Source organism: Actinomadura luteofluorescens (assembly GCF_013409365.1).
Classification (GTDB): Bacteria; Actinomycetota; Actinomycetes; order Streptosporangiales; family Streptosporangiaceae; genus Spirillospora; species Spirillospora luteofluorescens.
Map to the genome: position 1 here is coordinate 8,813,715 of NZ_JACCBA010000001.1, position 25,354 is coordinate 8,839,068.

Consider the following 25,354-nt stretch of genomic DNA (forward strand, 5'->3'; position numbering starts at 1 on the left):
CAGTTCGGTCATATCCGGCGGCTCTGGGGTCACCGTCCGGGTATGGCGGCCGGGTCGAGGTACCCCTCCGCCTGGAGGGCGAAGAGCTCGGCGTAGCGCCCGCCGGCGGCCATCAGCGACGCGTGGGTGCCGTGCTCGGCGATCCGGCCGCCGGCGAGCACATAGATGTGGTCCGCCGTCCGGACGGTCGAGAAGCGGTGCGAGATGAGCAGCACGGTCCGTCCCGCGAGCAGGTCCCTGAGGCGCTCGAAGAGGTCGTGCTCGGCGCGGGCGTCCAGGGTTGCGGTCGGCTCGTCGAGGATGACGAACGGCGCGTCGCGGAAGAACGCCCGGGCGAGGGCCACCCGCTGCCACTGGCCGCCGGACAGGTCGGTGCCTCCGGCGAACTCCGGTCCGAGCAGCGTCTCGTAGCCGTCCGGCAGCCCGCGCAGGAACGGGTCCGCCCCCGCGGCGCGCGCGGCGCGCTCGACGGCCCCCCGGTCGCCGGCGCGCTCCGGCCTGCCCAGCGCGATGTTGTCGGACGCCGGCAGCAGGTAGCGCTCGAAGTCCTGGAAGAGCACGGCGACGGAGGCGCGCAGTTCCTCCGGGGCGGCGCTCGCGACGTCGGCCCCGTCGTACAGGATCCGCCCCGACCCCGGCCGGTACAGGTGCGACAGCAGCTTCGCCAGGGTCGTCTTGCCGGAGCCGTTCTCGCCCACCAGCGCGACGACCTGCCCCGCCTTGACCGTGAGGTCGACGCCGTCCAGGGCAGGGCGGGACGCCGCGGGGTAGCGGAACCCGAGGTTCTCGACGGTGAGCACCTGGAACGGCGGCGGCGCCGGCTCGGCGGGCGCCCGCTCCGGGGGCCTGAGGAAAGACCCGAGGTCCCGCACGAACGGCGCCGCCTCGAAGAGCTGGTCGGTGCCCGCCGCGGCCGCGCGGAGGCGGGAGGCCAGCAGCAGGACGGCCGTGGCGGCGGCGCCCGCGTCGGCGGCCGGCATGGCGCCGGTCGCCGCCCGCGCCAGCAGCGGGCCGAGGACCGCGGCGAGCGCGACGCCGCTGACCGCCCGCGCCAGCAGCGTGATGCGCAGCCGGCGGCGCACGGTGCGGCGGATCTCGCCGAGCCGCTCGCGGGTGCGGGCCTCCCAGCGGGACCGCAGGTGCGGGGCCAGGCCGAAGGCGCGGACCTCCGCGGCCGCGCGGCGGCTGGTCAGCACGTCCTGCAGGTAGCTGCGCTCCCGTTCGGCGGGCGTCAGCCGGAACAGCGCGCCGTACAGCACCTGCCCGCTCTTCAGCCCGGCCAGCCACAGCGGCGCCCCCGCGGCCACGGTGGCCGGGACGAGCAGCGGTTCGATCGCGGCGAGGGCGAGCGCCACCCCGGCCGTCGCCATCAGCGCGCCGGTGAGGGACCCGAGGCCCTGGACGACCTGGTGCGGGCGGATCCGCGCGCTCATCGACGCCCGCTCCAGCCGGTTGTGGAACGCGGGCCGCTCGAACTCCTCGAGGTCGACGGCGCAGGCCACGTCCAGGACCCGGCCCATCGCGTACCGGTTGAGCCGCTCGCTCAGCACCTCGTCGCGGGACGAGGCGACCGCGACCGCCACGGCGACGAGGGCGGTCAGGGCGAGCACGACCGCGCCCTGCGCGAGGACGGCCGTGAGGCCGGCGCCGCCGAGCGCCCGGTCCAGCAGCCTCCGCCCGCCGAGGACGGGCAGCACCAGGCCGAGGCCGCCGGCCGCCTGCAGCGCGGTGACGAGCGCGAACTCCCGGGGCGCCGCCGACACCGCGAGGCGGACGGCGCCGAGGACCAGGCCCGGGAGCCGCCGCAGGCCGGCCTGCGGCGGCTCCGACCACTCGGCCGCGGTCACGGGCGGCGGATCGCCCATCAGTAGCCGACCTGCTCCACCTCACCGCGCCGGAACGGGCCGCCCCGCATCAGCAGGTCCGCGATGCGGTCGCCGAGCGGCAGGCCGAGGTCGTTCTGCATCCACATGAACTGGCCGTTCGGGTTCGATTCGAGGAAGACGTGCTCGCCGTCCGGGGTGACGATGAAGTCGACCGCCGCGTAGACGAGCCCGAGCCGGTCCATCAGCGCCTGCGTGCGCCGCACGACGTCCTCCGGCAGCGGCCGGTAGTCGCCGTAGCGCAGCTCGGTGTCGGCGCGCCAGTCGATCCGCGTCCGCTCCGCGCCCTGCGAGTCGATCACGACGGGGAAGTAGGCGTCGCCGATGATCGTGAGCCGGACCTCGTAGGCCTTCTCGATGTACTCCTGGAACTGGCAGAGGGTGTGCCGCACCCGGGGGAGGTGGTCGTGGATCTCCTCGCCGAGCACGGCGGTGTAGAGGCCGGAGGGGAACGCGCCGGGGTAGTGGACCACCCCGCCGCTGAGGGACTTGTAGACGAGCGAGCCCTCGCCCTCCTGCTTGATCAGCCGGGCGACCTCGTCGGGGTCGTTGGTCAGCAGCGTCCGCGGGACGCGGAGCCCCGCCTGCTTGGCGAGCTTGAGCTGGTACGGCTTGAGGTCGGCGACCGCGTCCAGGTCGGGGCGGTTCATCCAGAGGCAGTCGGTCGAGCGCAGGATGCCGCCGATGCCGTGCAGGGCCTCGTGGCGGGCGAACTCGCGTTCGGCCTCGCCCATCTCCTCGCCGAAGTCGAAGGCGGTGGGCCGCCGGTACCAGACGCCGGCCAGGGCGGCCAGGTCGACCTCCCGGTCGATGTCGCCGTCGTGGTGGCGCATCACCGCCCGGTCGGCGCCGTCGAAGTCGGACGTGGTGAAGCTCAGGCTGCGCGGGAAGTAGCTCGTGTCCACCCGGACGACCCGGGCGCCCTTCGCCGTGAGGCTCCGGACGACCGGGTCGACCGTGGGGTCGAAGTCCTGCGTGAGGACCAGGACCTCGGCCTCGCCGCCCACGCGTCAGGCGCACACGTCGTCGAGGATCTTGTCGCCCCACGGCGGCTGGCCTGATCCGGTGGTCGTGTACGAGCTGTACCCGGCGGTGACGTCCTCGCCGTCCGGGCCGACCCAGGTCTGGGTCGCGGGGTCGTAGTGGCCCGCCTGCGGGTCGGCCGCGGGGGCGCCGTCGTCGGGCGTCCCCCACGGGGTGGAGTAGGCGTAGCCGAACGGCCGCTCGTCACCGTCCGGGGTGGGGACGCCCGCCGGATCGAAGCCGGCGTGGTCGGGGGAGATGAAGGCGCGGGTGGTGCGGAGCGCGGGCCTGGTCAGGGTTCCGGGCATGGGCGTGCCTTTCTGCTGGGCGGACGTGCGTGTCCGACATGCGGGCGTGCGTGGGCGGAGCGGTGGCGCCGAGGAGGGCGGGGGAGGGGCGCGGGGCGGCCGCTAGGGGGAGGTCGGCTCGGTGATCCCGATGATCCCCGGGATGTCGCCGGAGAACGTCCAGGTCAGGCTGCTGCGGTCGTAGTGGCCCGCCGCGAGCCTCGTCGTCCGCTCCGGTTCGTGCTCGTCGGGGCGCTCGTAGAGGTAGGCCAGCGGGGCGCGGGGGCTGGTGCGGGTCCGGGCCCGGGACTCGGTCGGCCTGGCCCGGACGACCAGGTCACCGCCGTCGAGTTCGGGCGGGTCGAGACGAAGGAAGGGGGGCGGGTCCAGCGGGCCGGTGCCGCGGGTCATGACTGCGGGCCTCCAGGAGATCACCGGCGATCACAAGATCAAAGTGACATGGATCACGGGGCTCGGCAAGGCGCGATCTTGTCCGTATCCGGCCAGCGGACGGAGGGTGCCGCCATAGCCGTTCCGTCATAGCGGCCGGGGGATTCGGTATTTGCCAGGCATAGCTTCGCGGGTGAGTATCGGGGGGTCGAGCCACGCGGGAGGGAAGCGGATGAAGGCTGAGCACTACGTCGGCGGGGTGTTCCGTTCGGACGGTCCGGCCTTCCCCCTCATCGCGCCGGTGGACGGCACCGAGCTGGGCGCCGTCCCCGAGGCCACGCGGGAGGTCGTGGACGACGCCGTGGCCGCGGCCCGTGCCGCGCTGAAGGGCCCCTGGGGCGCGATGGCCGCCGAGGAGCGGGCCGCGGCGCTGCGGCGCGTCGCCGACGGCGTCCAGGCGCGGTTCGAGGAGTTCGTCGACGCCGAGGTCGCCGACACCGGCAGGCCCCGCGCGTTCGCCGAGACCGTCGACGTGCCGCGCGCCGTCGGCAACTTCCGCGCCTACGCCGACCTGCTGTACGGGCGCCCGGAACGGGCCTACACCACGCGGGTCCCGGGGTGGAGCTCGGGGACGGGCGAGGCGCTCAACTACACCGTGCGCCGGCCGCTCGGGGTGGTGGCGGTCGTCTCGCCGTGGAACCTCCCGCTGCTGCTGTCGACCTGGAAGATCGCGCCCGCGCTCGCGTGCGGGAACGCCGTGGTGGCCAAGCCGTCGGAGGAGACGCCCTCCACCGCGACGCTGCTCGCCCGGGTGATGGACGACGCGGGCCTTCCCCCTGGCGTGTTCAACCTGGTGCACGGGCACGGCCCCGGCGCGGCCGGGGAGTTCCTCACCGGGCACCCCGGGGTGGACGCGATCGCGTTCACCGGCGAGTCGGCCACCGGCGCCGCGATCATGCGCAACGCCGCCGACCACGTCACCCCCGTCTCGTTCGAGCTGGGCGGCAAGAACCCCGCGCTCGTCTTCGCCGACGCCGACCTGGACGCCGCCGTCGACGGCACGGTCCGCTCCTGCTTCACCCACTCCGGGCAGATCTGCCTGTGCACCGAGCGCGTCTACGTGGAGCGCCCCGTCTTCGAGGAGTTCGTCTCGAGGCTCGGCGAGCGGGCCCGCGCGCTGGACGGCTACGGGCCGATGATCTCGGCCGGGCACCGCGACAAGGTCCTGTCGTACCTCCGGCTCGCCCGCGAGGAGGGCGCCACGGTCGTCGCCGGCGGCGGCGCCCCCGAGTTCGGGGACGCGCGGGACGGCGGCTTCCACGTCCAGCCGACCGTCCTCACCGGGCTCCCCGAGACCGCCCGGGCCGTGCGGGAGGAGATCTTCGGGCCGGTCTGCCACGTCGCGCCGTTCGACACCGAGGACGAGGCCCTCGCGCTCGCCAACGACAGCCCCTACGGGCTCGCCGCCACGGTGTGGACGCGGGACCTGTCGCGCGCCCACCGGGTGGCGCCGCGTGTCGAGACCGGGATCGTCTGGGTGAACTGCTGGAACCTGCGCGACCTGCGCACCCCGTTCGGCGGCGTCAAGGCGTCCGGGATCGGCAGGGAGGGGGGAGAGTACTCCCTGGACTTCTTCTCCGAGCCCGTCAACGTCTGCGTCCAGATCTGAGAGCGAGCCACGTGACCACGAACATCGACGCCGCCGCCGAGCGACTCCTCGGCGCCTACGCCGGCGGCACGCCGTGCGCGCCCGTACGCGACCTGATCGGTACGGCGGACGACGCCTACGCCGTCCAGGACCGGCTGACCGACCGCTGGCTGGGGGAGGGGCGCCGCCTCGCCGGCCGCAAGATCGGCCTGACGTCGCGCGCCGTCCAGGCGCAGATCGGGGTGGACAGCCCCGACTTCGGGATGCTGTTCGCCGACATGGCCGTCCCCGACGGGGAGGAGGTCCCCGCCGGCGCCGTGCTCCAGCCGCGCGCCGAGGCGGAGGTCGCCCTCGTGCTGGAGCGCGACCTGACCCACGAGCGGCACACCGCCGCCGACGTGATCCGCGCGACGGCGTTCGCGCTGCCCGCCATCGAGGTGGTGGGCAGCCGCGTCCGCGACTGGGACATCACGCTCGCCGACACGGTCGCCGACAACGCCTCCTCCGGCATGTACGCGCTGGGCAACCGGCCCGTCCCGCTCAAGGACGTCGACCTGCGCCTGTGCGGGATGGTGATGGAGCGCCGCGGCGAGCAGGTCTCGACCGGCAACGGCGCCGCCTGCCTCGGGCATCCGCTGAACGCCGCGCTCTGGCTCGCCGACACCCTCGTCCGCGTGGGCCGCCCGCTGCGCGCGGGCGACACCGTCCTGACCGGCGCGCTCGGCCCGGTGGTCCCGGCCGGCCCGGGCGACGTGTTCGAGGCGCGCATCGACGGGCTCGGCGACGTCCGCGTCGCGTTCGGCAAGGAGGAGTCCTGATGGTGGACGTGCACGCCCTCGCGGCGGCGCTCGACGACGCCGCCCGGGACGTCCGGGCGATCCCCAAGCTGACCGCCCGGACTCCGCTGGACGTCGCCACGGCGTACGCGGTGCAGCGCGCCGGGATCGAGCGGCGGCGCCGCAGGGGCGAGCGGCTCGCCGGGGTGAAGATGGGGTTCACCAGCCGCGCCAAGATGGTCCAGATGGGCGTGGACGACGTCATCTGGGGCCTGCTGACCGACGGCATGGCCGCCGAGGGGGCGGTGGACGTGTCCCGCCTCGTCCATCCGCGGATCGAGCCCGAGATCGCCTACCTGATCGGGCGGGAGGTCCGCTCCGCCGCCGAGGTCGAGTCCGCCGTGGCCGGCGTCGCGGTCGGGTTCGAGGTGCTCGACTCCCGCTACGAGGACTTCGCGTTCACGCTCCCGGACGTCATCGCCGACAACGCCTCGGCGGCGCGGTTCGGCGTCGGCGCCTGGCACGCGCCTCGCGACCTGTCCAACGCCGGGCTGCTGCTGGAGATCGACGGGCGGCCGGTGCAGACGGGCTCGTCCGCCGCGATCCTCGGGGACCCGGCGCGGTCGCTGCGGGCGGCGGCCCGGCTCGCGCTCGGCGCCGGGATGACTTTGGAGCCGGGCTGGATCGTCCTCGCCGGCGCCGCGACGGCCGCCGTCCCGCTGCCGAAGGACGCCCACGTCCGGGTCGTCGGGGCGGGCCTGGGCGCCGTGGAGGTGACGACCTGATGGACGACGCGATCCTCGTCGAGGGCAAGGCCCCGCCGCGCGGCCGGTTCCCGCACCTGCGGCGGGCGGGCGACCTGGTGTTCGTGTCCGGGACGAGCTCGCGCCGCCCGGACGGGACGTTCGCCGGGGCGAGCGCCGACGCGATGGGCGTGACCGACCTCGACGTCCGGGAGCAGACCCGCGCCGTCATCGAGAACATCCGCGACCTGCTGGAGGCGGCGGGCGGCGGCCTGTCCGACGTCGTCAGCGTGACCACCTACCTGGTGAGCATGAACGACTTCGGCGGCTACAACGAGGTCTACGGGGAGTACTTCGACGAGACCGGCCCCGCCCGCACGACCGTCGCCGTCCACCAGCTCCCGCACCCGCACCTGCTCATCGAGATCTCGTGCGTCGCGCACATCCCGCAGGCGACGCGGACCGGAAAGGAGGGCGGAGCATGACCCTGCCCCAGCTGTCGTTCGGACGGCCGTTCAACTTCGACGCCTGGATCGAGGAGCACCGCGACCTGCTGAAGCCGCCGGTCGGCAACGTGCAGGTCTTCGACGACGCCGGGTTGATCATCATGGTGGTCGGCGGCCCCAACCAGCGCACCGACTTCCACGACGACCCGACCGAGGAGTTCTTCTACCAGCTCAAGGGCAACATGGTGCTGCGGGTCATGGAGGAGGAGGGCCGCCCGCCCACCGACCTGCAGATCAACGAGGGCGACGTCTTCCTGCTGCCCGCGCACGTCCGGCACTCGCCGCAGCGGCCTGAGCCCGGGTCGATCGGCCTCGTCGTGGAGATCCCGCGCCCCGAGGGCCTCACGGAGGCGTTCGAGTGGTACTGCACCGAGTGCCACCACCTCGTCCACCGCGCCGAGCTCCAGGTCCGCTCGATCGTGGACGACCTGCCGCCCGCCTTCGAGGGCTTCTACGGCGGCGACAGGAAATGCCCGAACTGCGGCGCGGTGCACCCGGGCCGGCAGTGGCCGCGGTCCATGACCCCGACGACGGCGCCCCGTGTCTGACGGGGCCTCGGTGACGGTCTTCGACGTCCACACGCACGTCTTCCCGGTGATCGGCCGCGACGAGGGGCGGTTGCTCGCCGACGAGGGCCAGCCGTGGCTGCGCGTCGACGGCGGAGGCGCCGGCATGATGATGTGCGGCGACGCCGAGTACCGGCCCGTCGGGGAGGCGCTCTGGGACGCCGCGCGCCGCGTGGCCGACATGGACGCCGCCGGCGTCGACCGGCAGGCCGTCTCGTCCACGCCGCTGATGTTCGGGTACGCGGCCGAGCCGTCCCGCGCCGCCGACTGGTGCGACTTCGTGAACGAGCGCATCCTGGCGTTCTGCTCGGACGTCCCCGACCGGCTCCTGCCGCTCTGCCAGGTGCCGCTCCAGGATCCGGAGCTCGCCTGCGAGGTCGCCAAGCGGGCCGCCGCCGCCGGGCACCGCGGCGTCCACATCGGCAACCACGTCGGCGACCGCAACCTCGACGACGAGGGGACCACGGCGTTCCTCGCGTACTGCGCGGAACTCGGCCTGCCGGTCCTGGCGCACCCGTGGGACATGCTCGGCGCCGACCGGATGCGCGGCCACATGCTGCCGTGGCTGTCCGGCATGCCCGCCGAAACGCAGCTGAGCATCCTCGGGCTGATGCTGTCGGGGGCGTTCGAGCGGCTCCCCGAGTCCCTGCGGCTGTGCTTCTGCCACGGCGGCGGCAGCTTCGCCTTCCTGCTCGGGCGGGCCGACAACGCCTGGCACCGCCGCGACATCGTGCGCGCCGACTCGCCGCGTCCCCCGTCGGAGTACGTCGGCCGGTTCCACGTCGACTCGGCCGTGTTCGACCCGCGCGCGCTGCGGCTGCTCGTGGACGTGATGGGTCCCGAACGCGTCATGCTCGGCACCGACTACCCGTTCCCGCTCGGCGAGAAGGACCCGGGCGCGACGATCCGGGCGTGCCCCGGCCTGGACGGCGCCGAGCGCGCCCTGCTGCTCGGCGGCAACGCGGAGGCGTTCTTCGCGCCCGCCCACGACCTGGTGACCACCGAAGGAATGACGCAGTGACCCTGGAGGACGAGGCGCGGCGCCTCGACGAGACCGATCCGCTGCCCACGCTGCGCGGGGAGTTCCTCGTCCCGCCCGCGCCCGGCGGGCCCTACGCGGAGGCCGCGTACTTCGCGGGCAACTCCCTCGGGCTCCAGCCGAGGAGCGTGGCGGGGCGGCTCCGCGAGGAGCTGGACGACTGGGCGCGGCTCGCCGTCGAGGCCCACACGCAGGGGCGCCGCCCCTGGGTGGACTACCACGAGCTGCTGCGCGGGCCCGCCGCCCGCCTCGTGGGCGCGCTGCCGCACGAGGTCGTCGCGATGAACTCGCTGACGGTGAACCTGCACCTGATGATGGCGAGCTTCTACCGGCCCGCCGGTACGCGGACCCGCATCCTCATCGAGGACGCGGCGTTCCCGTCCGACTCCTACGCGGTGGCGAGCCAGGCCGTCCACCACGGCCTCGACCCGGCCGGGACGGTCGTGCGGCTCAGGCCCCGCGACGGCGAGGACGTCCTGCGCACCGAGGACGTCCTCGCGTACCTCGACCGGGAGGGCGGCACGGTCGCGCTGGTCCTGCTCGGCGGGGTCAACTATCTGACCGGGCAGCTCATGGACATGGCGGCGATCACCAAGGCGGGCCGGGCCGCGGGCGCGGTCGTCGGGTGGGACCTCGCCCACGCCGCCGGGAACGTCCCCCTGCGGCTGCACGACTGGGACGTGGACTTCGCAGCCTGGTGCACCTACAAGTACCTCAACGGCGGTCCCGGCGCCGTCGCGGGATGCTTCGTCCACGAGCGGCACGTCCGGGACGCCTCCGTGCCGAAGCTGGCGGGCTGGTGGGGCACCGACCCCGCCGTCCGTTTCCGGATGGACCCCGACATCGCGCCGCCCGCCTCCGCCGACGCCTGGCAGCTGTCCAACCCGCCGATCATGGCGCTCGCCCCGGTGCTGGCCTCCCTGGAGATCTTCGACCGGGTGGGGATGGACGCGCTGCGCGCCAGGAGCGAGCGCCTGACCGGCTACCTGGCGGACCGGCTCGCCGAGGCCGGCGCCGAGGTCGTCACGCCGTCCGACCCGGCGGCGCGCGGCGCGCAGTTGTCGGTGCGGGTGCCGGACGCGGTCGGGCTCGTCCGGCGGCTCGCCGAGGCGCACGGTGTCGTCGCCGACGCGCGCGAGCCCGATGTCGTCCGTTTCGCGCCCGTCCCGCTGTACTGCACCTTCCACGACTGCCACCGCGCCGCGGCGGCCCTCGCGGATCTTCTTTAGGTGTGTCGGTGCATGGGTCCGCCCGGCATCGGGTAAGTTCGTCTGCGTTGCACGATGGTGTCGGCCCGGCCGGCCGGCGCCAAGCAGTCTCGAAGCGTTTTCTCCGGGTGACCGGCGGGCGTGAGTGAGTCCGCTTGCAGCCCGGCCCCGCCGACCGGCGGGCCGGAGACGTTTTACCCGGAAGGGAAAGACCATGGCCGAAGGCACCGTGAAGTGGTTCAACGCTGAGAAGGGCTTCGGGTTCATCGCGCCCGACGGCGGCGGCCCCGACGTGTTCGTCCACTACTCGGCGATCACGACCAACGGCTACCGCAGCCTCGACGAGAACCAGCGCGTCGGGTTCGAGATCACCCAGGGCCAGAAGGGCCCGCAGGCCGAGGGCGTCTACCCGCTCTAAGGTCCTGCCGGATCTCAGCTGAGGCCGGGGGCGCTCGCGCGTTCCCGGCCTTTCGCATGTCCACCGGCCGGCTCACGCGTTCGCGCGCTCGACCGAGGCCACTTCCAGACAGGCCCTAGGACACGGCCCGCTCGGCGCGGCCGGCGGGCTCGGCCGCCGGCGCCGCGGTCGCGCCGCCGTGCGTGTTCAGCGCCCCGGCCGTCACGGTCATCACCGCGACCACGCACGTGATGAGCGCGAACGCGGCCGGGTAGGACAGCGCTCCGGCCGTCCAGCCGGTGATGGCGGGCGCGGTCAGGCCCGACAGGTAGGTGATCGTCGCGACGCCCGCCACGCCCTCGCCCGGGGTGGCGCCGGCGGCGCCCGCCGCCGCGAACACCAGCGGCACGACCGTCGCCACGCCGACGCCGAGCAGCGCGAACCCGGCGATGGCGGGCCAGGGCGCGCGGGACGCCACGACCAGCGCGCCGCCGAGGACCGCCACCACGCCCCCGCACCGGACCACCCGGGCCGGGCCGAGCCGCCGCACCAGCCGGTCGCCGAGCAGCCGCGTCCCGGCCATGCAGGACATGAAGACCGTGTAGGCGGCGGCCGCCAGGCCGGGGCCCGCGTCCGCGACCTCGGTCAGGTAGACGGCCGTCCAGTCGGCGCTGGCGCCCTCGGCGAACGTGGCGCAGAACCCGACGACGCCGATGGCCAGAACGGCCCGGGTCGGCAGTGCGAAGCGGCGCGGCGCCGGGGCGCCGGGGGACGGGCGCGCGTGCAGCAGCCCGCGCCCGGCCGGCGCGCCCACCGCCAGCAGTACGGCGGCGACCAGGCCGAGGTGCAGCCGGGCGTCGATCCCCGCGTGCGCGGCCAGGATGCCGGTGCCGCCCGCGATGAGACTGCCGACGCACCACAGGCCGTGCAACCCGGACATGACGGGCTTCCCCAGGTGCCGCTCCACCGACACCGCGTGCGCGTTCATCACCACGTCGGACATGCCCGCGGTGGCCCCGAACAGCAGCATCGCCGCGAACAGGAAGGCGGGGGCGGGGGCCAGCGCGGGCAGCGCCCCGGCGGCGCACCAGGCCGCGATCAGCAGGCGGGTGGCCCGGCGCTCGCCGATCCGGTGCGCGATGCGGCTCGCGGTCGGCATGCCGATGAACGCGCCGATGGACGGGCAGAGCAGCGCCGCGCCGAGCATGGCGGGCGACAGGTCGAGCCGGTCCTGGATCCAGGGGATGCGGGTGGCGAGGGTGCCGGCGACGGCGCCGTGCAGAGCGAACACGACCGCGATGGCGCGGTGGGGGGAGTTCATGGTCCTAGAAACTAACAGGCAGGCTTCCTGATGAAAAGCGCATCACGCAGGTTCCCTGCCTACTACGATGGGCGGCGTGAAGACCGCCGACCCGACGATGGCCCGCGCGATCAACGACCGGCTGGCCCTCGACCTGCTGCTGGAGCGCGGGCCGCTGACCGCGCCGCAGCTGCGGACGCTGACCGGGCTGTCGCGGCCTACGGTGTCCGACCTGATCGAGCGGCTGCGGGCCGGCGGGCTGATCGAGGCGGCGGGGGAGACCGGCGCCGACCGGCGCGGGCCGAACGCGCGCCTCTACGGCCTGGTCGCGGACCGCGCCCACGTCGCCGGGGTGGACCTGCGCCGCGACGCCGTGCACGTCAGCGTCGCCGACATCGCGGGGAACCCGGCGGGATCGGCGTCCCGGCCGCTGCCCCCGTCGCCCGACCTGTGCGCCGTCGTCGCCGGCGCGGTGACCGAGGCGGCGGGCGGACGCACCCTGCACACGCTGGTGCTCGGCACCCCTGGGCTGATCGACCCGCGCACCGGGCGTGCGACCGACAGCGGCGTCCCGGGCGGCCGCCCCGACCTCGGCGCGGCCCTGCGCGACCGGCTGGGTGCGCCGGTGCGGGTGGAGAACGAGGTCAACCTCGGCGCCATCGCCGAGCACCGGGAGGGCGCGGCGGAGGGCCGCGACGACTTCGCGCTCCTCTGGCTGGACGACGGCGTCGGCGGGGCGCTCGTCCTGGACGGCCGGCTGCGGCGCGGCGCCTCCGGCGGCGCGGGCGAGGTGGGCCTGCTGAAGGTCGGCGGGACGGACTTGTGCGCCCTCCTCGACGGGGCGGCCGTGGCGGGCCTGGGCGACGAGGCGATCGCCGGGCGCATCGCCGAGGCGGTGTTCGTGCTCGTCGCCGTTCTCGACCCCGGGCTCGTCGTGCTCGGCGGGGCGCTCGGCCGCGCGGGCGGCGACCGGCTCGCCGGCCTGGTCGCCGCGAAGCTCGCCCTGCTCAGCCCGGCCGCCACCGAGGTGCGGCCAAGCCTCGTCGAGGGTGACGCCGTGCTGCGCGGCGCGGTGCTGACCGCCCTGGACGTGGTCCGCGACGACGTCTTCGGCTAGATGCGCCCCGGCCGGCGGCCGCCCGGCCGCGCGCCCCTCACGCCTTCGGCAGGCGCTCGCCCGCCCGGAGCCGGTCCAGGCCGAGCCAGATGAACTCCACGGCCATCTGCTCGGCGCGCTCGCGCGGCGTGTCGGGATGCTCCAGCCACCACGACACCATCGACAGCATCGACCCGTACATCAGCGGGACGAGCAGCCGCGCCCGCCGCTCGTTCACCGCGAGCGCCGCCGGCGACAGCGCCGGGTCGGCCCTGCGGCGGCGCAGCAGCAGGTCGGCGAACGCGGTCCCGAGCCGGTCGCGCAGCTCCCGCAGCTCCAGGCCCACCTCGGGCTTGTCGAGGTGCCGGACCACGAGGGCCCACGCGTCGGGCTCCTCGGTGGCGTAGTCGAACAGCACCCGGATCATCGCCCGGATGCCGTCGGCCGAGCCGTGCGCGGCGAGCACGGCCCGGTTCAGCCTGCCGGTGAGCTCGGCGACGATGGCCTCGGTGACCTCGGCGAACAGCTCCTCCTTGGAGGTGAAGTGCTGGTACAGCAGCGCCTTGGACACCTGCGCCCCCGACGCCACGTGCTCCATCTGGGTCAGGTGGTAGCCGCGGCGGCCGAACTCCGCCAGCGCCGTCTGGAGCAGCTGCTCGCGCCGCCGGGCGTGCGGCATGCGCCGCCGCGCGCCCGGCGCCGCCTCCCCCGTGCCGCCGGTCATGTGCCGAGGTACCCGCCGAGCTCGGCGCGGGCCACGCTCCGCACGTGGACCTCGTCCGGGCCGTCCGCGAGGCGCAGCGTGCGCAGCCCGGCCCACATCGCGGCGAGCGGGGTGTCGTCGCTGACGCCGGCGCCGCCGTGCACCTGGATCGCCCGGTCGACCACCTCCAGCGCGACCCGCGGGGCGATCACCTTGATCGCCGCGACCTCGGACCGGGCCGCCTGCACGCCCTGCTTGTCGATCAGCCAGGCGGTCTTGAGGGTGAGCAGCCGGGCCTGCTCGATCGCCATCCGCGACTCGGCGATCTGCTGGCGCACCACGCCCTGCCTGGCCAGCGGCCCGCCGAAGGCGACCCGCGACACCGCGCGCTCGCACATCAGCTCCAGCGCCCGCTCGGCCATCCCGATCGCGCGCATGCAGTGGTGGATACGGCCGGGGCCGAGGCGGGCCTGCGCGATGGCGAAGCCGCCGCCCTCCTCGCCGACCAGGTTCTCCACGGGGACGCGGACGTCGGTGAAGGTGATCTCGCAGTGGCCGTGCTGGTCCTGGTAGCCGAACACGGGCAGCGGCCGGACGACCTCCACCCCCGGGGCGTCGAGCGGCACGAGCACCATCGACTGCTGCCGGTAGGGGTGCCCCTCGGGGTCCGTCTTGCCCATCACGATCATGATCTTGCAGCGCGGGTCGGCGGAACCGCTGATCCACCACTTGCGGCCGTTGACGACGTAGTGGTCGCCGTCGCGCACGATGCTGGTGGAGATGTTGGTGGCGTCCGAGCTCGCCACGTCCGGCTCGGTCATCGCGAACGCGCTGCGGATCTCGCCGTTCAGCAGCGGCGCGAGCCAGCGCTCCTTCTGCTCGGGCGTGCCGAACAGGTGCAGCACCTCCATGTTGCCGGTGTCGGGCGCCGCGCAGTTGATGGCCTCCGGCGCCAGGGCGGGGGAGCGGCCCGTGACCTCGGCGAGGGAGGCGTAGTCGGTGACCGAGAGGCCGTGTGCGGGGTCCTCGCAGTCGGGAAGGAACAGGTTCCACAGGCCGCGTCCGCGCGCCTCCACCTTGAGGTCCTCCACGACCTGGGGGACGTGGTGCTCGCGGCCCGCCGCGCGCAGCTCGGCCCGCTGGGCCGCGTAGACCGGCTCGGCCGGGTAGACGTGGGAGTCCATGAAGTCCTGGAGGCGGCCGAGGTGGTCCCGGGCCCGCTCGCTCAAACCGAAGTCCATTCCGCTAGAGTAACTGACGAGTCAGTTACTTCGGGAGGAGTCCCCCATGGCACCCTTCGACGGCACCGGCAAGGTCGCGCTGATCACGGGCGGGTCCAACGGCATCGGGGCCGCGGTGGCGCGCCGCCTGGCCCGCGAGGGCGCGCGCGTCGTGCTCGCCGACGTCGACGCGGAGGCCGGGGACGCGCTCGCGAGGGAGCTGGACGGCGCGTTCGTCCGCTGCGACGTGCGCGAACCGGCCGACAGCGAGGCCGCCGTCGCGGCCGCCGTCGACCGCTTCGGGGGCCTGGACGTGGCGTTCCTCAACGCCGGGGTGGCAGGTGGCGGGGGCGTCGGCGACGACTTCGACCTCGCCGCGTACCGGCGGGCCATGGGGATCAACCTCGACGGCGTCGTGTTCGGCGCGCACGCCGCGCTGCCCGCGCTGCGCGCCCGGGGCGGCGGCGACATCGTCGCCACCGCGAGCATGGCCGCGCTCACCGCGACGCCGTTCGACCCGGTCTACGGCGCCAACAAGGCGGCCGTGGTCGGGCTCGTCCGCGCCCTCGGCCCCACGTTCGCCGGGGAGGGCGTCCGCGTGAACGCCCTGTGCCCCTCTTTCGCCGACACCGACATCCTCACCCCCCTCAAGGGGCACCTCCAGGAGACCGGATTCCCGATCCTGGAGGTGGGGGACGTGGTCGAGGCGTTCATGCGGATCCTGGACGCCGGCGGCGCGGGCGAGGCCTGGTACGTGGTGCCCGGCCGCACGCCCGAGCCGTTCCGCTTCCGCGGCGTGCCCGGACCCCGCTGAGCATCCGAGAGCTTCCTAGGAGAGTCATGCGCGCCATACAGATCACCGAGTTCGGCGGGCCCGAGGTCCTGACCGTCACCGAGCTTCCCGAGCCGGCCGCCGGGCCGGGGCACCTGCTCATCGACGTCTCGCGGGCCGGCATCAACTACGCCGACACCCACCAGGCCGAGAACAGCTACCTCTCGGAGTCCACGCTGCCGATGGTGCCGGGCGGCGAGGTCGTGGGCACCACGCCCGACGGCCGCCGCGTCGTCGCGCTCGTCGGCACCGGCGGCTACGCGGAGAAGGCCGTCGCCCCCGAGGCTCTGGCCTGGGACGTCCCGGAAGGGATCGACGACGTCACCGCCCTCGGCATGATCGTCCAGGGCGCTTCGGCGTGGGTGCTGCTGCGCCGCAGCGTCCACCTGGAGCCCGGCGAGTCGGTCGTCGTGCACGCCGCCGCGGGCGGGGTCGGGACGATCGCCGTGCAGCTCGCCAAGGCCTGGGGCGCCGGGCGGGTCATCGCCACCGCCTCCTCCGAGAGCAAGCGGCGGCTCGCCCTCGACCTCGGGGCCGACGTCGCGATCGACGCGGGCGTGCCCGACCTCACCCAGGCGCTCATCGACGCCAACGGGGGCAGGCGCGTCGACACCGTCCTGGAGATGACCGGCGGCACGGTGACCGACCAGAGCCTGCGCGCCCTGGCCCCGTTCGGCCGCCTCGCCTTCTACGGCATGGCGTCGCGCACGGAGCCCTCGCCCGTCCGGCCCGCCACGCTCATGTCGCACTCCACCACGATCTCCGGCATGTGGCTGGCGCACGTCTTCCAGCTCCCGGGCAACGTGATGCGCCAGGCGCTGGACGAGCTGTTCACCCTCGCGGCGGACGGCGGGATCCGCGTCGTCGCCGGCGGCGAGTACGGGCTCAGCGAGGTGCGAAGCGCCCACGAGGACCTGCGCGCCCGCCGCACCACCGGCAAGCTCGTCCTCGACCCGTCGCGCTGAGCCGCCGCCGGCCGGCTAGCCGACGAGGCCGTTCTCGTAGGCGTAGACGACGGCCTGGGTGCGGTCGCGCAGCCCGAGCTTGGTCAGCACGTGCCCGACGTGCGTCTTGACCGTCTGCTCGGCCAGCACCAGCTCGGCGGCGACCTCGGCGTTGGACAGGCCGCGCGCCATGAGCCGCAGCACGTCCAGCTCGCGCGGCGTCAGGCCCGCGGTCGCCTTCGGGCTCGGCCGCTGGTGCCGGCGGCGGCGCGCGAAGTCGCCGATCAGCCGGCGGGTGATGGACGGGGCGAGCAGCGCGTCGCCCGCCGCCACGACCCGCACGCCGTTCACCAGGTCCGCGGCCGAGGCGTCCTTCAGCAGGAACCCGCTGGCCCCCGAGCCGAGCGCCTCGTAGACGTACTCGTCGAGGTCGAAGGTGGTCAGGACGAGCACCTTGGGCCGGGCGTCGGCCGGGTCCGCGTCCGGGTCGGGGGAGCCGGCCAGCTCGGCGGTGGCGGCCAGGCCGTCCATCTCCGGCATCCGGATGTCCATGACGACCACGTCCGGGTCCAGCCGGCGGGCCATCTCCACGGCCTCGCGGCCGTTGCCCGCCTGCCCGATCACCTCGATCCCCGGGTCGGAGGACAGCAGCGCCGCGAGCCCGTCGCGGATCATCACCTGGTCGTCGGCGATCAGCACCCGAATCGTCACGGCACAACCCTAAGGGCAGGCTGATCGGCTCGCCCCCGACTAGTCCGGATCACCGTAGGGCAGTGCGGCGACGACCGCCCAGCCGGCGCCCTCGCGCGGGCCGGCCTCGAGGCTGCCGTCGAGCATCGCGACCCGTTCGCGCATGCCGACCAGGCCGTGGCCGCCGCCGTGCGACTCCTCCGGCGTGCTGCGGGCGCCGTCGTCGGTGACCGACACCGTCAGCTCCTCGGCGCCGTACCGCACCTCGACGTGCACGCGGGAGCCCGGCGCGTACCGGGCGGCGTTGCTCAGCGACTCCTGCACGATCCGGTACGCCGACAGGTCGACCCCGGCGTGCAGGGGGCGCGGCATCCCGACGACGGCGCTCGCGACCGACAGCCCGGAGCGCCGGGCCGCGCCGACCAGGTCGTCCAGCCGCTCCAGGCCGGGCTGCGGGGCGCGCTCGGCGCCCTCGTCGTCGGCGCGCAGCAGCCCGACGACCCGCCGCGTCTCGGTGAGGGCCTCGCGGGCCGCGTCCCGGACGACCTCGAACGTCTGCCGTGCCGCGTCCGGCAGCTCAGGGATCTTGTAGGGGGCGGCCTCCGCCTGCATCGCGATCACCGACATGTGGTGGGCGACGACGTCGTGCAGCTCGCGGGCGATGCGGGCCCGCTCCTCCAGCACCGCCTGCCGCGCGAGGTCGCGCTGGTGCTGTTCCTCGCGCCATCGCAGCTCCTCCACGGCCGAATGGCGCCCGCCGACCGCGTCGCCGAAAGTCAGCGCGACCGCCGCGAGCCCGGCCAGGATCATGCCGAACCAGCCGGGCATCCCGTACAGCACGGCGGGCGCCAGGACCCCGGCGATGGTCACCGCGCCGACGCCGACGGTGGTCTGCCGGGCCGCGCCGACGCCGACGAAGAACAGGATGACGATCAGCGCGAGGATCGCCGTCACGGGCCACGGCATGAAGCCCTCGCCGTGCCGGACGACGACCGTCAGCAGCAGCCCGGCCGCCGCGAACCGCCAGGCGGCCAGGGGCCAGCGGGCCGCGAACAGCAGCGGCATCGCCTGCAGCGCGCCGAGGGGCCAGGCCAGCTGGGCGTTGAGCCGGTACTGCGTGACGGAGATGGCGATGGCCCCGGCCGTGAAGCCGAGGGCCATGACCGTCAGGACGAGCAGGATCGGGATGCGCAGCGCGGGATGGGCGGGCAGCAGGGTGACGGCCGGCTCGTCACGGCCGGGCAGGAGGGCGGCGCGGACCCCCGCGGCCAGCCGGGTGCGGCCCGCGGTCGCGGGGCGGTCTGGATCGTTCATTTGGCTGCGAGCCTAGAACGCCCGGCCCCCCGGCGGCCTGACCCCGGGGAGGGAGATCCGATCCAGCCCCTGGGTATCAGCCCTGGGCAGCGCCCGTCCCGGTGCGGAGGGGCGGTAAACAGCTATTTCCGATTGACTTTATAGGGAACCTGGGCCACGCTGGTCCCCGTGCCGATCTCCGGACTTCGCTACGAGCGCCTCCACGTCGACCTGCGCCGCCAGGCCAGCGCGCTGTGTCGCCGCCCGTCCCGCCGAGCGCGACGAGGAATGGCAGCACACCGCTAGGAGAGCGACCGCATGACCGTCACCACGACCGGCCTCACCCTGCCCGCGCCCGAAGGCGCCCCGTTCACCCCCCGGCGCCTCGCCGAGCGGGCGCGCGGGCTCGCCGCCGACCCGGGGGAGTGGCTGCTCCGGGTCCGGCTCGACCCGCGCGGACGCTGGTACGAGCGCGTCCACCAGGACGCCGACCACGAGATCTGGCTGATCAGCTGGCTGCCCGGCCAGTCCACCGGCTTCCACGACCACGGCGACTCCGCGGGCGCGTTCGCGGTCGCCCTCGGGACCCTGGAGGAGCAGCGCGCCAACGCCGCGCACCGGATCGGGACCGCGCGCGGCGTCGGCGCCGGGCAGGCCCACTGCTTCGGGCCCGGGTACGTCCACGACGTGCGCAACACCTCGGAGGCGCCCGCCGTGAGCGTCCACGTCTACTCGCCGCCGCTCAGCGCGATGCGCCGGTACGACGTGGACGCGGGCGGCGGCCTGGTCCGGCTCGCCGACGAGTCCGCCGCCGACTGGTGAGGACCCGCCGCCCCGGGGCGCCGATCTTGCGGTGATCGCCGGGGCGGCGGACACTGCGGGAATGACCGACCTGAGCCATCCGATCTTCGCCCGCCTCTATCCGCGGCTGGACGCCGGCTGCGCCAAGGTGGGCGGCGACGCGTGCCGCGCGGAACTGCTGGCCGGGGCGTCCGGCCGCGTGGTGGAGGTGGGCGCCGGCTACGGGGCCAACTTCCCGCACTACCCGCCCGAGGTCACCGAGGTCGTCGCCGTCGAACCCGAGCCGCGGCTGCGCGCCAAGGCCGCCCACGCCGCGAGCCGCGCGCCGGTCCCGATCACGGTGCGCCCCGGCCTCGCCGAGGACCTCGACCTCGACGACGCGTCGTTCGACGTGGCGGTGGCCTCGCTCGTGCTCTGCTCGGTCCGCGACCCCGTCCGGGCGCTGGCCGAGCTGCGGCGCGTGCTCAAGCCGGGCGGCGAGCTGCGCTACTACGAGCACGTGCGGGGCAGCACCCCCGGGAAGGTGCGGTTCCAGCGCTACGCCGACCTGCTGTGGCCGTTCTTCGCCGCGGGCTGCCACCTCACCCGCCCGACGAGCGAGTACATCGCCGGCAGCGGCTTCACCGTGAGCCGCGAGCGGCGGTTCGAGTTCCCCGAGCCGAGCCGGACCAACCCGGCCTCGCCGCACGTGCTCGGAACGGCCGTCCGCGACTGACCGGACGGCGCCCGCATAAGGTCCGGCTCGCGGGGAAGATCGGGCTCCATGACGGCAGCGGGCAGCGGACCGAGGCAGGCGGACGAGCGCCGCGAGGACGGGGCGCCGCACTCGGCGGTGGTGGCGGCGCTGCTCGCGGGGGCCGCGGCCCTCGGCGGGTTCCTGTTCGGCTACGACTCATCGGTGATCAACGGGACGGTCGACGCGCTCAAGCAGGAGTTCGGCCTCGGCGGCTTCGCGGTCGGCTTCGTGGTCTCCGCCGCGCTGCTCGGCTGCGCCGCCGGCGCCTGGTTCGCGGGGCCGCTCGGCGACCGGATCGGCCGGGTGCGGGTGATGCTCATCGCCGCGGGGCTGTTCGTGGTCAGCTCGCTCGGCTCCGCGCTCGCCTTCAACGCGGTCGACCTCACCGTCTGGCGGCTGGTCGGCGGCCTCGCCATCGGCGCCGCGTCGGTGATCGCGCCCGCCTACATCGCCGAGATCGCCCCGGCCGAGCTGCGCGGCCGGCTGGGCTCGCTGCAGCAGATGGCGATCGTGCTCGGCATCTTCGCCGCCCTCGTGGTCGACTACGTCATCGCGCGGGTGTCCGACGGCGGCGCGACCGGGACGTTCCCCTGGGGCGGCGGCGCGTGGCGCTGGATGTTCGCCAGCGCCGTCGTCCCGGCCGTGCTGTACGGCGTGATCGCCACCATGATCCCCGAGTCGCCCCGCTACCTGGTCAAGAAGCACGAGACGGCCCGCGCGCGGCAGGTGCTGCGGCGCGTGATGGGCGGCGGCGACGTGGACGTGAAGATCGACGAGATCACCCGGTCCATCGCCGCGGACCGGCCCGTCCGGCTCGGGGACCTGCGCGGCGACCGGTTCGGCCTGATGCCGATCGTGTGGGCCGGGATCCTGCTGTCGGTGTTCCAGCAGTTCGTCGGCATCAACGTGATCTTCTACTACTCCTCCTCGCTGTGGCAGGCCGTCGGGTTCTCCGAGAACGACGCGATGCTCACCTCGGTGATCAACTCGGTCGTCAACGTCGCGTTCACGCTGGTCGCGATCGCGCTCGTCGACCGGATCGGCCGCCGCCCGCTGCTGCTGGCCGGAGCCGCCGGCATGGCGGTCTCCCTCGGCACCCTCACGATCTGCTTCGCGACCGCCCCCGTGGTGGACGGCGCGCCCGACCTCGGCGGCGTCGCCGGTCCCGTGGCGCTCGTCGCGGCCAACGTGTTCGTCGCCTCCTTCGCCGCGACGTGGGGGCCGGTCGTGTGGGTGATGCTCGGCGAGATGTTCAACAACTTCATCCGGGCGTCCGCGCTGGCCGTCGCCGCCGCGGCGCAGTGGCTCGCCAACTGGGTGATCACCACCACGTTCCCCGGCATCTCCGGCTTCTCCCTCGGCCTGGCCTACGGCCTCTACACGCTGTTCTCGGTCCTGGCGTTCCTGTTCGTGCTGCGCGCCGTCCCCGAGACCAAGGGACGCGAACTGGAGGACATGGACGACCTCGCCGCCCCGCGGGCCCGCGCGTGAAAGGCCGGGCCGCGCGCCCGCCCATCGGTTACAGTGGAGCCATGCCGCACGCGTTCGCAGAGACGACGACGCCGGGTCACTCCCGGCGTGACTGCGGCATGTCCTGACATTGCACGCGGAAGGGCCCCGGGAGCGATCCCCGGGGCCCTTCCGCCGTCCGGGGACGCCGCGGGCCCTCCGCCGACCGAGAGGAGCGGCCGATGGAACCGGACGCGTCCGGGGGCCACCCCGAGTCGATAGCATCGATCCCCGTTGACCCCGACCCATCATCGCGAGGAGTACCCGTGTCCACCGTGTCCGAGCTGCGCATCACCCTCGACGGGAGCGAGCGGGCGGTGCCGGCGGGCACCACCGCGGGCCAGGCGCTGGAGGCCGACGGCCGCACCGTGGTCGCCGCCCGCGTCAACGGCGAGCTGCGCGACCTCGCCGGCGAGCTGAGCGACGGCGACGCCGTCGAGCCGGTCGAGATCGGCTCGGACGACGGCCGGGCGATCATGCGGCACTCCGCCGCGCACGTGATGGCGCAGGCCGTCCAGGAGCTGTTCCCCGAGGCCAGGCTCGGCATCGGCCCGCCGGTGGAGAACGGCTTCTACTACGACTTCGACGTCCCCGAGCCGTTCACCCCCGACGACCTCAAGCGCATCGAGAAGCGGATGCGCGAGATCGTCAAGCAGGGGCAGCGGTTCTCCCGCCGCCCCGTCTCCGAGGAGGACGCGCGCGCCGAGCTGTCCGCCGAGCCCTACAAGCTGGAGCTGATCGGCCTCAAGGGGACCGGCCCGGTCGCGGACGCGGCCGACGGCGCCGAGGTCGAGGTGGGCGGCGGCGAGCTGACCATCTACGACAACCTGGACGCCAAGTCCGGCGACCTGCGCTGGAAGGACCTGTGCCGCGGCCCGCACCTGCCGTCCACCCGGGTCATCCCCGCGTTCAAGCTGATGCGCTCGGGCGGCGCCTACTGGCGCGGCAGCGAGAAGAACCCGCAGCTCCAGCGGATCTACGGCACCGCCTGGGAGTCCCGCGAGAAGCAGGACGAGTACCTGAGGTTCCTGGAGGAGGCCGAGAAGCGCGACCACCGCCGCCTCGGCGCCGAGCTCGACCTGTTCTCCTTCCCGAACGAGATCGGCAGCGGCCTCGCCGTCTTCCACCCGAAGGGCGGCGCCGTCCGCAAGGTGATGGAGGACTACTCGCGCCGCCGGCACGAGGAGGAGGGGTACGAGTTCGTCAACACCCCGCACATCACCAAGGGCCACCTGTTCGAGACCTCCGGGCACCTCGGCTGGTACAAGGACGACATGTTCCCCGCCATGGAGGTCGACGGCGGCGACTACTACCTCAAGCCGATGAACTGCCCGATGCACAACCTGATCTTCCGGGCGCGCGGCCGGTCCTACCGGGAGCTGCCGCTGCGCTTGTTCGAGTTCGGGTCGGTGTACCGGTACGAGAAGTCGGGCGTCGTGCACGGCCTCACCCGCGTGCGGGGCATGACCCAGGACGACGCGCACATCTACTGCACCGAGGACCAGATGGGCGAGGAGATCAAGCGCCTCCTCGACTTCGTCCTCGGCCTGCTGCGCGACTACGGCCTGAACGAGTTCTACCTGGAGCTGTCCACCCGCGACGAGTCCGACAAGTTCATCGGCTCGGACGAGATGTGGGAGAAGGCCACCGCCGCCCTCCGCGGCGCCGCCGAGTCCACCGGGCTCGACCTCGTCCCCGACCCGGGCGGCGCGGCGTTCTACGGCCCCAAGATCTCCGTGCAGGCCAAGGACGCGATCGGTCGCACCTGGCAGCTGTCGACCATCCAGGTCGACCCCAACCAGCCAGAGCGCTTCGGCCTGGAGTACCAGGCGGCCGACGGCACCCGGCAGCGGCCCATGATGCTGCACCGGGCCCTGTTCGGGTCGATCGAGCGGTTCTTCGGCGTGCTGCTGGAGCACTACGCGGGCGCGATGCCGCCGTGGCTGGCGCCGGTGCAGGCGGTCGGCATCCCGATCGGCGACGGCCACGTCCCGCACCTGGAGAAGGTCGCCGCGCGGCTGGGCGAGCACGGCCTGCGCGTCGAGGTGGACGCCTCCTCCGACCGGATGCAGAAGAAGATCCGCAACGCGCAGAAGCAGAAGGTCCCGTACATGCTGCTCGCGGGCGACGACGACGTCGCCAAGGACGCGGTGTCCTTCCGGTACCGCAGCGGCGAGCAGAAGAACGGCGTCCCGATCGACGAGGCGGTCGAGGAGATCGTCGAGGCCGTGCGGACCCGCGTGCAGGTCTGAGCCCGGCCGGGTCGCGCCCGCCCCGGGCGAGCGCGGCCCGCCGGAGGCGCCCGCCCGGAGTTGGTAGCCTCATCGATCACGTGCGAGGACCGGGGAGACAGCGGAGATGAAGTCCAGGAGGCCGGGGCGGCGCAAGCGGTCGCTCTGGCTCCGGGTCGCCGGCTACACCGGCACTCTGGGGCTCGTCGCGGCCGCCGTCATCGTGCTGCTCATGCCCCTGATGGACGACGGCACGAAGGGCGCCGCCGGCGCCGGGGGGACGGCGAGCCCGTCCGCGCCGGACGGTCGGACGGACCTCCCCGGAGGGGGCGGCCTGCCCGTGACCCCGACCAATCCCGCCCCGCAGCAGAACGGGAGCGGCCAGCCCTACCCAGGCGGCGGCGGGGGCGACGGGTCCGGCGGCCAGGGCGGCGGACCGCAGATCCCTCCCCAGAACGGCTCGAGCGGCGTCGGCGCCTGCCCGAAGGGGACGGCCTACTACCGGGCCACCCCCACAGGAGTGGACGTCGTCATCGCGGTCTCCGCCAGCGGCGCGATCCGGGCGGAGCTCTCACTGCGGGGGCGGGAGCCCACCGCCCAGCAGCGGACCGTGCGCAGCGGCGGGCCGCAGACGTTCCACTTCACCGGCGTCGCGCCGCAGCTGGTCGAGCGCGTCAAGGTCACCACCATCTCGGTGGGGGGCGGCATGCAGAACTGCTACGCCCGCGCCGCCTGACGGACGTCCTCGACCGACACGTTGACGGCGGCGACCCGCGTCCCCAGCATCAGGGCCGCCACCCGCGCCACGTTCGCCTTCACCTTCACCGCCACGTCCTTGATCACCGTGCCGTACTCGACGGCGATGGCGACGTCCAGCGTGACCTCGTCGTCGTTCCGCACGACGCGCACGCCCGTCGCGGCGGGCTCGTCCCGGACGGTGAGGCCGGCGACGCCCTCGACCTCCAGCGCGGCGAACGCCGCGATCTTCCCGATCACCGCGTCGCCGATCGTGATGCGGCCGTCCACCGGCGCGCTCAGGTCGCCCGACGAGCCGTGCATCGTCATCGGCACCGCGTTCGGCCCCGACGACAGTACGCCCCGCGGGGGAGGGACCGGCTGCTGCGCCGCGGGTGCGAGCGGCGCCGACAGCGGAGCCCCTTGCGGGGTTCCCTGCGGCATTCCCGGGAGCGGCGCGCCCTGGGACGGCATGCTCGGGGACGGGATGTGCGGGGACGGGCCGCTCGGGGACGGCATGCCGGGGGAGATCGGGCCCTGCGACGGGGCGGGGGGAGGATCCGTCTCCGGGAGGCCGGCGGGCGCCCCGGGGAACCGCGGCCCGGGCCCGGCCCCCGGCCCCTGCTCGGCGTTCCCGGTCTGGCGCTTGTCGAGCCCGGTCATGATCGCTCCCTGCGGTTCGGTCGGGTGACCATGGTGTCGGAGCGACGCGCGGAACGTCACGCAGGCACCGGATCGCGGGCGCGTCCGAAGACGGCGCCGACGGGCCATGCTAGGGGATCCCGGCTACAGCCCCGA

General features: G+C 74.4%; 27 protein-coding genes. 17 read left to right on the forward strand and 10 right to left on the reverse strand.

The genetic code is table 11. The features are described 5' to 3' along the window. Nucleotides 1-29: 29 nt before the first annotated feature. From BJY14_RS40625 to BJY14_RS40640, 4 genes are all read right to left on the reverse strand, one after another. Complete coding sequence (locus tag BJY14_RS40625) at nucleotides 30-1,865, reverse strand: ABC transporter ATP-binding protein (protein WP_179848446.1); 1,836 nt, start codon at nucleotides 1,863-1,865, stop codon at nucleotides 30-32. Then, on the reverse strand, nucleotides 1,865-2,890 hold the full coding sequence (locus BJY14_RS40630) for an MvdC/MvdD family ATP grasp protein (RefSeq protein WP_179848447.1): 1,026 nt from the start codon (nucleotides 2,888-2,890) through the stop codon (nucleotides 1,865-1,867). The genes BJY14_RS40625 and BJY14_RS40630 overlap by 1 nt, the downstream gene beginning before the upstream one ends. Before the next feature lie 3 nt (nucleotides 2,891-2,893). Next, nucleotides 2,894-3,214 (reverse strand): hypothetical protein, encoded by a 321-nt coding sequence (locus tag BJY14_RS40635; RefSeq protein WP_179848448.1) that lies wholly within the window; start codon nucleotides 3,212-3,214, stop codon nucleotides 2,894-2,896. Between the two features lie 102 nt (nucleotides 3,215-3,316). After that, the gene (locus tag BJY14_RS40640) at nucleotides 3,317-3,604 is read right to left on the reverse strand and encodes a hypothetical protein (RefSeq protein WP_179848449.1); all 288 of its coding nucleotides are present in this window, start codon (nucleotides 3,602-3,604) and stop codon (nucleotides 3,317-3,319) included. A gap of 211 nt (nucleotides 3,605-3,815) precedes the next feature. Between BJY14_RS40640 and BJY14_RS40645 the strand changes: the two genes are divergently transcribed. The 8 genes from BJY14_RS40645 to BJY14_RS40680 all read left to right on the forward strand — a co-directional run bounded on the left by BJY14_RS40645 (nucleotide 3,816) and on the right by BJY14_RS40680 (nucleotide 10,487). After that, nucleotides 3,816-5,252, forward strand: coding sequence for a 2-hydroxymuconic semialdehyde dehydrogenase (locus BJY14_RS40645; RefSeq protein ID WP_179848450.1), 1,437 nt, complete (start codon nucleotides 3,816-3,818; stop codon nucleotides 5,250-5,252). Between the two features lie 11 nt (nucleotides 5,253-5,263). After that, complete coding sequence (locus BJY14_RS40650) at nucleotides 5,264-6,049, forward strand: 2-keto-4-pentenoate hydratase (RefSeq protein ID WP_312879697.1); 786 nt, start codon at nucleotides 5,264-5,266, stop codon at nucleotides 6,047-6,049. Next, entirely contained in the window at nucleotides 6,049-6,792 is a 744-nt protein-coding gene (locus BJY14_RS40655; RefSeq protein WP_179848451.1) for a 2-keto-4-pentenoate hydratase, read from the forward strand. The genes BJY14_RS40650 and BJY14_RS40655 overlap by 1 nt, the downstream gene beginning before the upstream one ends. Continuing rightward, a complete protein-coding gene (locus BJY14_RS40660; protein ID WP_179848452.1) occupies nucleotides 6,792-7,235 on the forward strand; it encodes a RidA family protein in 444 nt (147 codons plus the stop codon). The genes BJY14_RS40655 and BJY14_RS40660 overlap by 1 nt, the downstream gene beginning before the upstream one ends. Next, nucleotides 7,232-7,804 carry a 3-hydroxyanthranilate 3,4-dioxygenase gene (locus BJY14_RS40665; RefSeq protein WP_179848453.1) on the forward strand — a complete coding sequence of 191 codons (573 nt, stop codon included), beginning with the start codon at nucleotides 7,232-7,234 and terminating at the stop codon, nucleotides 7,802-7,804. The genes BJY14_RS40660 and BJY14_RS40665 overlap by 4 nt, the downstream gene beginning before the upstream one ends. Then, nucleotides 7,797-8,843 (forward strand): amidohydrolase family protein, encoded by a 1,047-nt coding sequence (locus tag BJY14_RS40670; protein ID WP_312879698.1) that lies wholly within the window; start codon nucleotides 7,797-7,799, stop codon nucleotides 8,841-8,843. Before BJY14_RS40665 ends, BJY14_RS40670 begins: the two co-directional genes overlap by 8 nt. Next, complete coding sequence (gene kynU, locus BJY14_RS40675; RefSeq protein WP_179848454.1) at nucleotides 8,840-10,090, forward strand: kynureninase; 1,251 nt, start codon at nucleotides 8,840-8,842, stop codon at nucleotides 10,088-10,090. The genes BJY14_RS40670 and kynU overlap by 4 nt, the downstream gene beginning before the upstream one ends. A 193-nt stretch (nucleotides 10,091-10,283) precedes the next feature. Continuing rightward, nucleotides 10,284-10,487: a cold-shock protein gene (locus BJY14_RS40680; RefSeq protein WP_067639228.1), complete on the forward strand. Its 204-nt coding sequence runs from the start codon at nucleotides 10,284-10,286 to the stop codon at nucleotides 10,485-10,487. A gap of 115 nt (nucleotides 10,488-10,602) precedes the next feature. Here BJY14_RS40680 and BJY14_RS40685 read toward each other — a convergent pair whose 3' ends face one another. Further along, nucleotides 10,603-11,787 (reverse strand): MFS transporter, encoded by a 1,185-nt coding sequence (locus BJY14_RS40685; RefSeq protein WP_179848455.1) that lies wholly within the window; start codon nucleotides 11,785-11,787, stop codon nucleotides 10,603-10,605. A gap of 76 nt (nucleotides 11,788-11,863) precedes the next feature. Between BJY14_RS40685 and BJY14_RS40690 the strand changes: the two genes are divergently transcribed. Continuing rightward, the gene (locus BJY14_RS40690) at nucleotides 11,864-12,883 is read left to right on the forward strand and encodes an ROK family transcriptional regulator (protein ID WP_218905818.1); all 1,020 of its coding nucleotides are present in this window, start codon (nucleotides 11,864-11,866) and stop codon (nucleotides 12,881-12,883) included. Between the two features lie 37 nt (nucleotides 12,884-12,920). Here BJY14_RS40690 and BJY14_RS40695 read toward each other — a convergent pair whose 3' ends face one another. Continuing rightward, nucleotides 12,921-13,586, reverse strand: a complete 666-nt coding sequence (locus BJY14_RS40695) for a TetR/AcrR family transcriptional regulator (protein ID WP_179848457.1) — start codon at nucleotides 13,584-13,586, stop codon at nucleotides 12,921-12,923. Next, the gene (locus tag BJY14_RS40700) at nucleotides 13,583-14,806 is read right to left on the reverse strand and encodes an acyl-CoA dehydrogenase family protein (RefSeq protein WP_179848458.1); all 1,224 of its coding nucleotides are present in this window, start codon (nucleotides 14,804-14,806) and stop codon (nucleotides 13,583-13,585) included. The genes BJY14_RS40695 and BJY14_RS40700 overlap by 4 nt, the downstream gene beginning before the upstream one ends. Before the next feature lie 46 nt (nucleotides 14,807-14,852). Here BJY14_RS40700 and BJY14_RS40705 point away from each other — a divergent pair, with 46 nt between their 5' ends. After that, nucleotides 14,853-15,599: an SDR family oxidoreductase gene (locus BJY14_RS40705; RefSeq protein WP_179848459.1), complete on the forward strand. Its 747-nt coding sequence runs from the start codon at nucleotides 14,853-14,855 to the stop codon at nucleotides 15,597-15,599. 26 nt (nucleotides 15,600-15,625) lie between these two features. Continuing rightward, nucleotides 15,626-16,582 carry a quinone oxidoreductase family protein gene (locus BJY14_RS40710; protein WP_179848460.1) on the forward strand — a complete coding sequence of 319 codons (957 nt, stop codon included), beginning with the start codon at nucleotides 15,626-15,628 and terminating at the stop codon, nucleotides 16,580-16,582. Between the two features lie 15 nt (nucleotides 16,583-16,597). Here BJY14_RS40710 and BJY14_RS40715 read toward each other — a convergent pair whose 3' ends face one another. Further along, complete coding sequence (locus tag BJY14_RS40715; RefSeq protein WP_179848461.1) at nucleotides 16,598-17,272, reverse strand: response regulator; 675 nt, start codon at nucleotides 17,270-17,272, stop codon at nucleotides 16,598-16,600. Between the two features lie 39 nt (nucleotides 17,273-17,311). Beyond that, nucleotides 17,312-18,565, reverse strand: a complete 1,254-nt coding sequence (locus BJY14_RS40720) for a sensor histidine kinase (protein WP_179848462.1) — start codon at nucleotides 18,563-18,565, stop codon at nucleotides 17,312-17,314. 168 nt (nucleotides 18,566-18,733) lie between these two features. Between BJY14_RS40720 and BJY14_RS47940 the strand changes: the two genes are divergently transcribed. The 6 genes from BJY14_RS47940 to BJY14_RS40745 all read left to right on the forward strand — a co-directional run bounded on the left by BJY14_RS47940 (nucleotide 18,734) and on the right by BJY14_RS40745 (nucleotide 24,557). Continuing rightward, nucleotides 18,734-18,850 carry a putative leader peptide gene (locus BJY14_RS47940; RefSeq protein WP_372505407.1) on the forward strand — a complete coding sequence of 39 codons (117 nt, stop codon included), beginning with the start codon at nucleotides 18,734-18,736 and terminating at the stop codon, nucleotides 18,848-18,850. Nucleotides 18,851-18,862: 12 nt separating this feature from the next. Further along, on the forward strand, nucleotides 18,863-19,366 hold the full coding sequence (locus BJY14_RS40725) for a cysteine dioxygenase (RefSeq protein ID WP_179848463.1): 504 nt from the start codon (nucleotides 18,863-18,865) through the stop codon (nucleotides 19,364-19,366). A gap of 61 nt (nucleotides 19,367-19,427) precedes the next feature. Continuing rightward, nucleotides 19,428-20,060 carry a class I SAM-dependent methyltransferase gene (locus tag BJY14_RS40730; protein ID WP_179848464.1) on the forward strand — a complete coding sequence of 211 codons (633 nt, stop codon included), beginning with the start codon at nucleotides 19,428-19,430 and terminating at the stop codon, nucleotides 20,058-20,060. Nucleotides 20,061-20,108: 48 nt separating this feature from the next. Beyond that, the gene (locus BJY14_RS40735; protein WP_179848465.1) at nucleotides 20,109-21,572 is read left to right on the forward strand and encodes a sugar porter family MFS transporter; all 1,464 of its coding nucleotides are present in this window, start codon (nucleotides 20,109-20,111) and stop codon (nucleotides 21,570-21,572) included. A 284-nt stretch (nucleotides 21,573-21,856) separates the two neighbouring features. Then, nucleotides 21,857-23,842 carry a threonine--tRNA ligase gene (gene thrS, locus BJY14_RS40740; protein WP_179848466.1) on the forward strand — a complete coding sequence of 662 codons (1,986 nt, stop codon included), beginning with the start codon at nucleotides 21,857-21,859 and terminating at the stop codon, nucleotides 23,840-23,842. 106 nt (nucleotides 23,843-23,948) lie between these two features. Continuing rightward, nucleotides 23,949-24,557 (forward strand): hypothetical protein, encoded by a 609-nt coding sequence (locus tag BJY14_RS40745; protein WP_179848467.1) that lies wholly within the window; start codon nucleotides 23,949-23,951, stop codon nucleotides 24,555-24,557. Here the strand turns inward: BJY14_RS40745 and BJY14_RS40750 are convergent. Further along, nucleotides 24,539-25,219: an Asp23/Gls24 family envelope stress response protein gene (locus tag BJY14_RS40750; protein WP_179848468.1), complete on the reverse strand. Its 681-nt coding sequence runs from the start codon at nucleotides 25,217-25,219 to the stop codon at nucleotides 24,539-24,541. The genes BJY14_RS40745 and BJY14_RS40750 overlap by 19 nt on opposite strands. Nucleotides 25,220-25,354 lie beyond the last annotated feature (135 nt).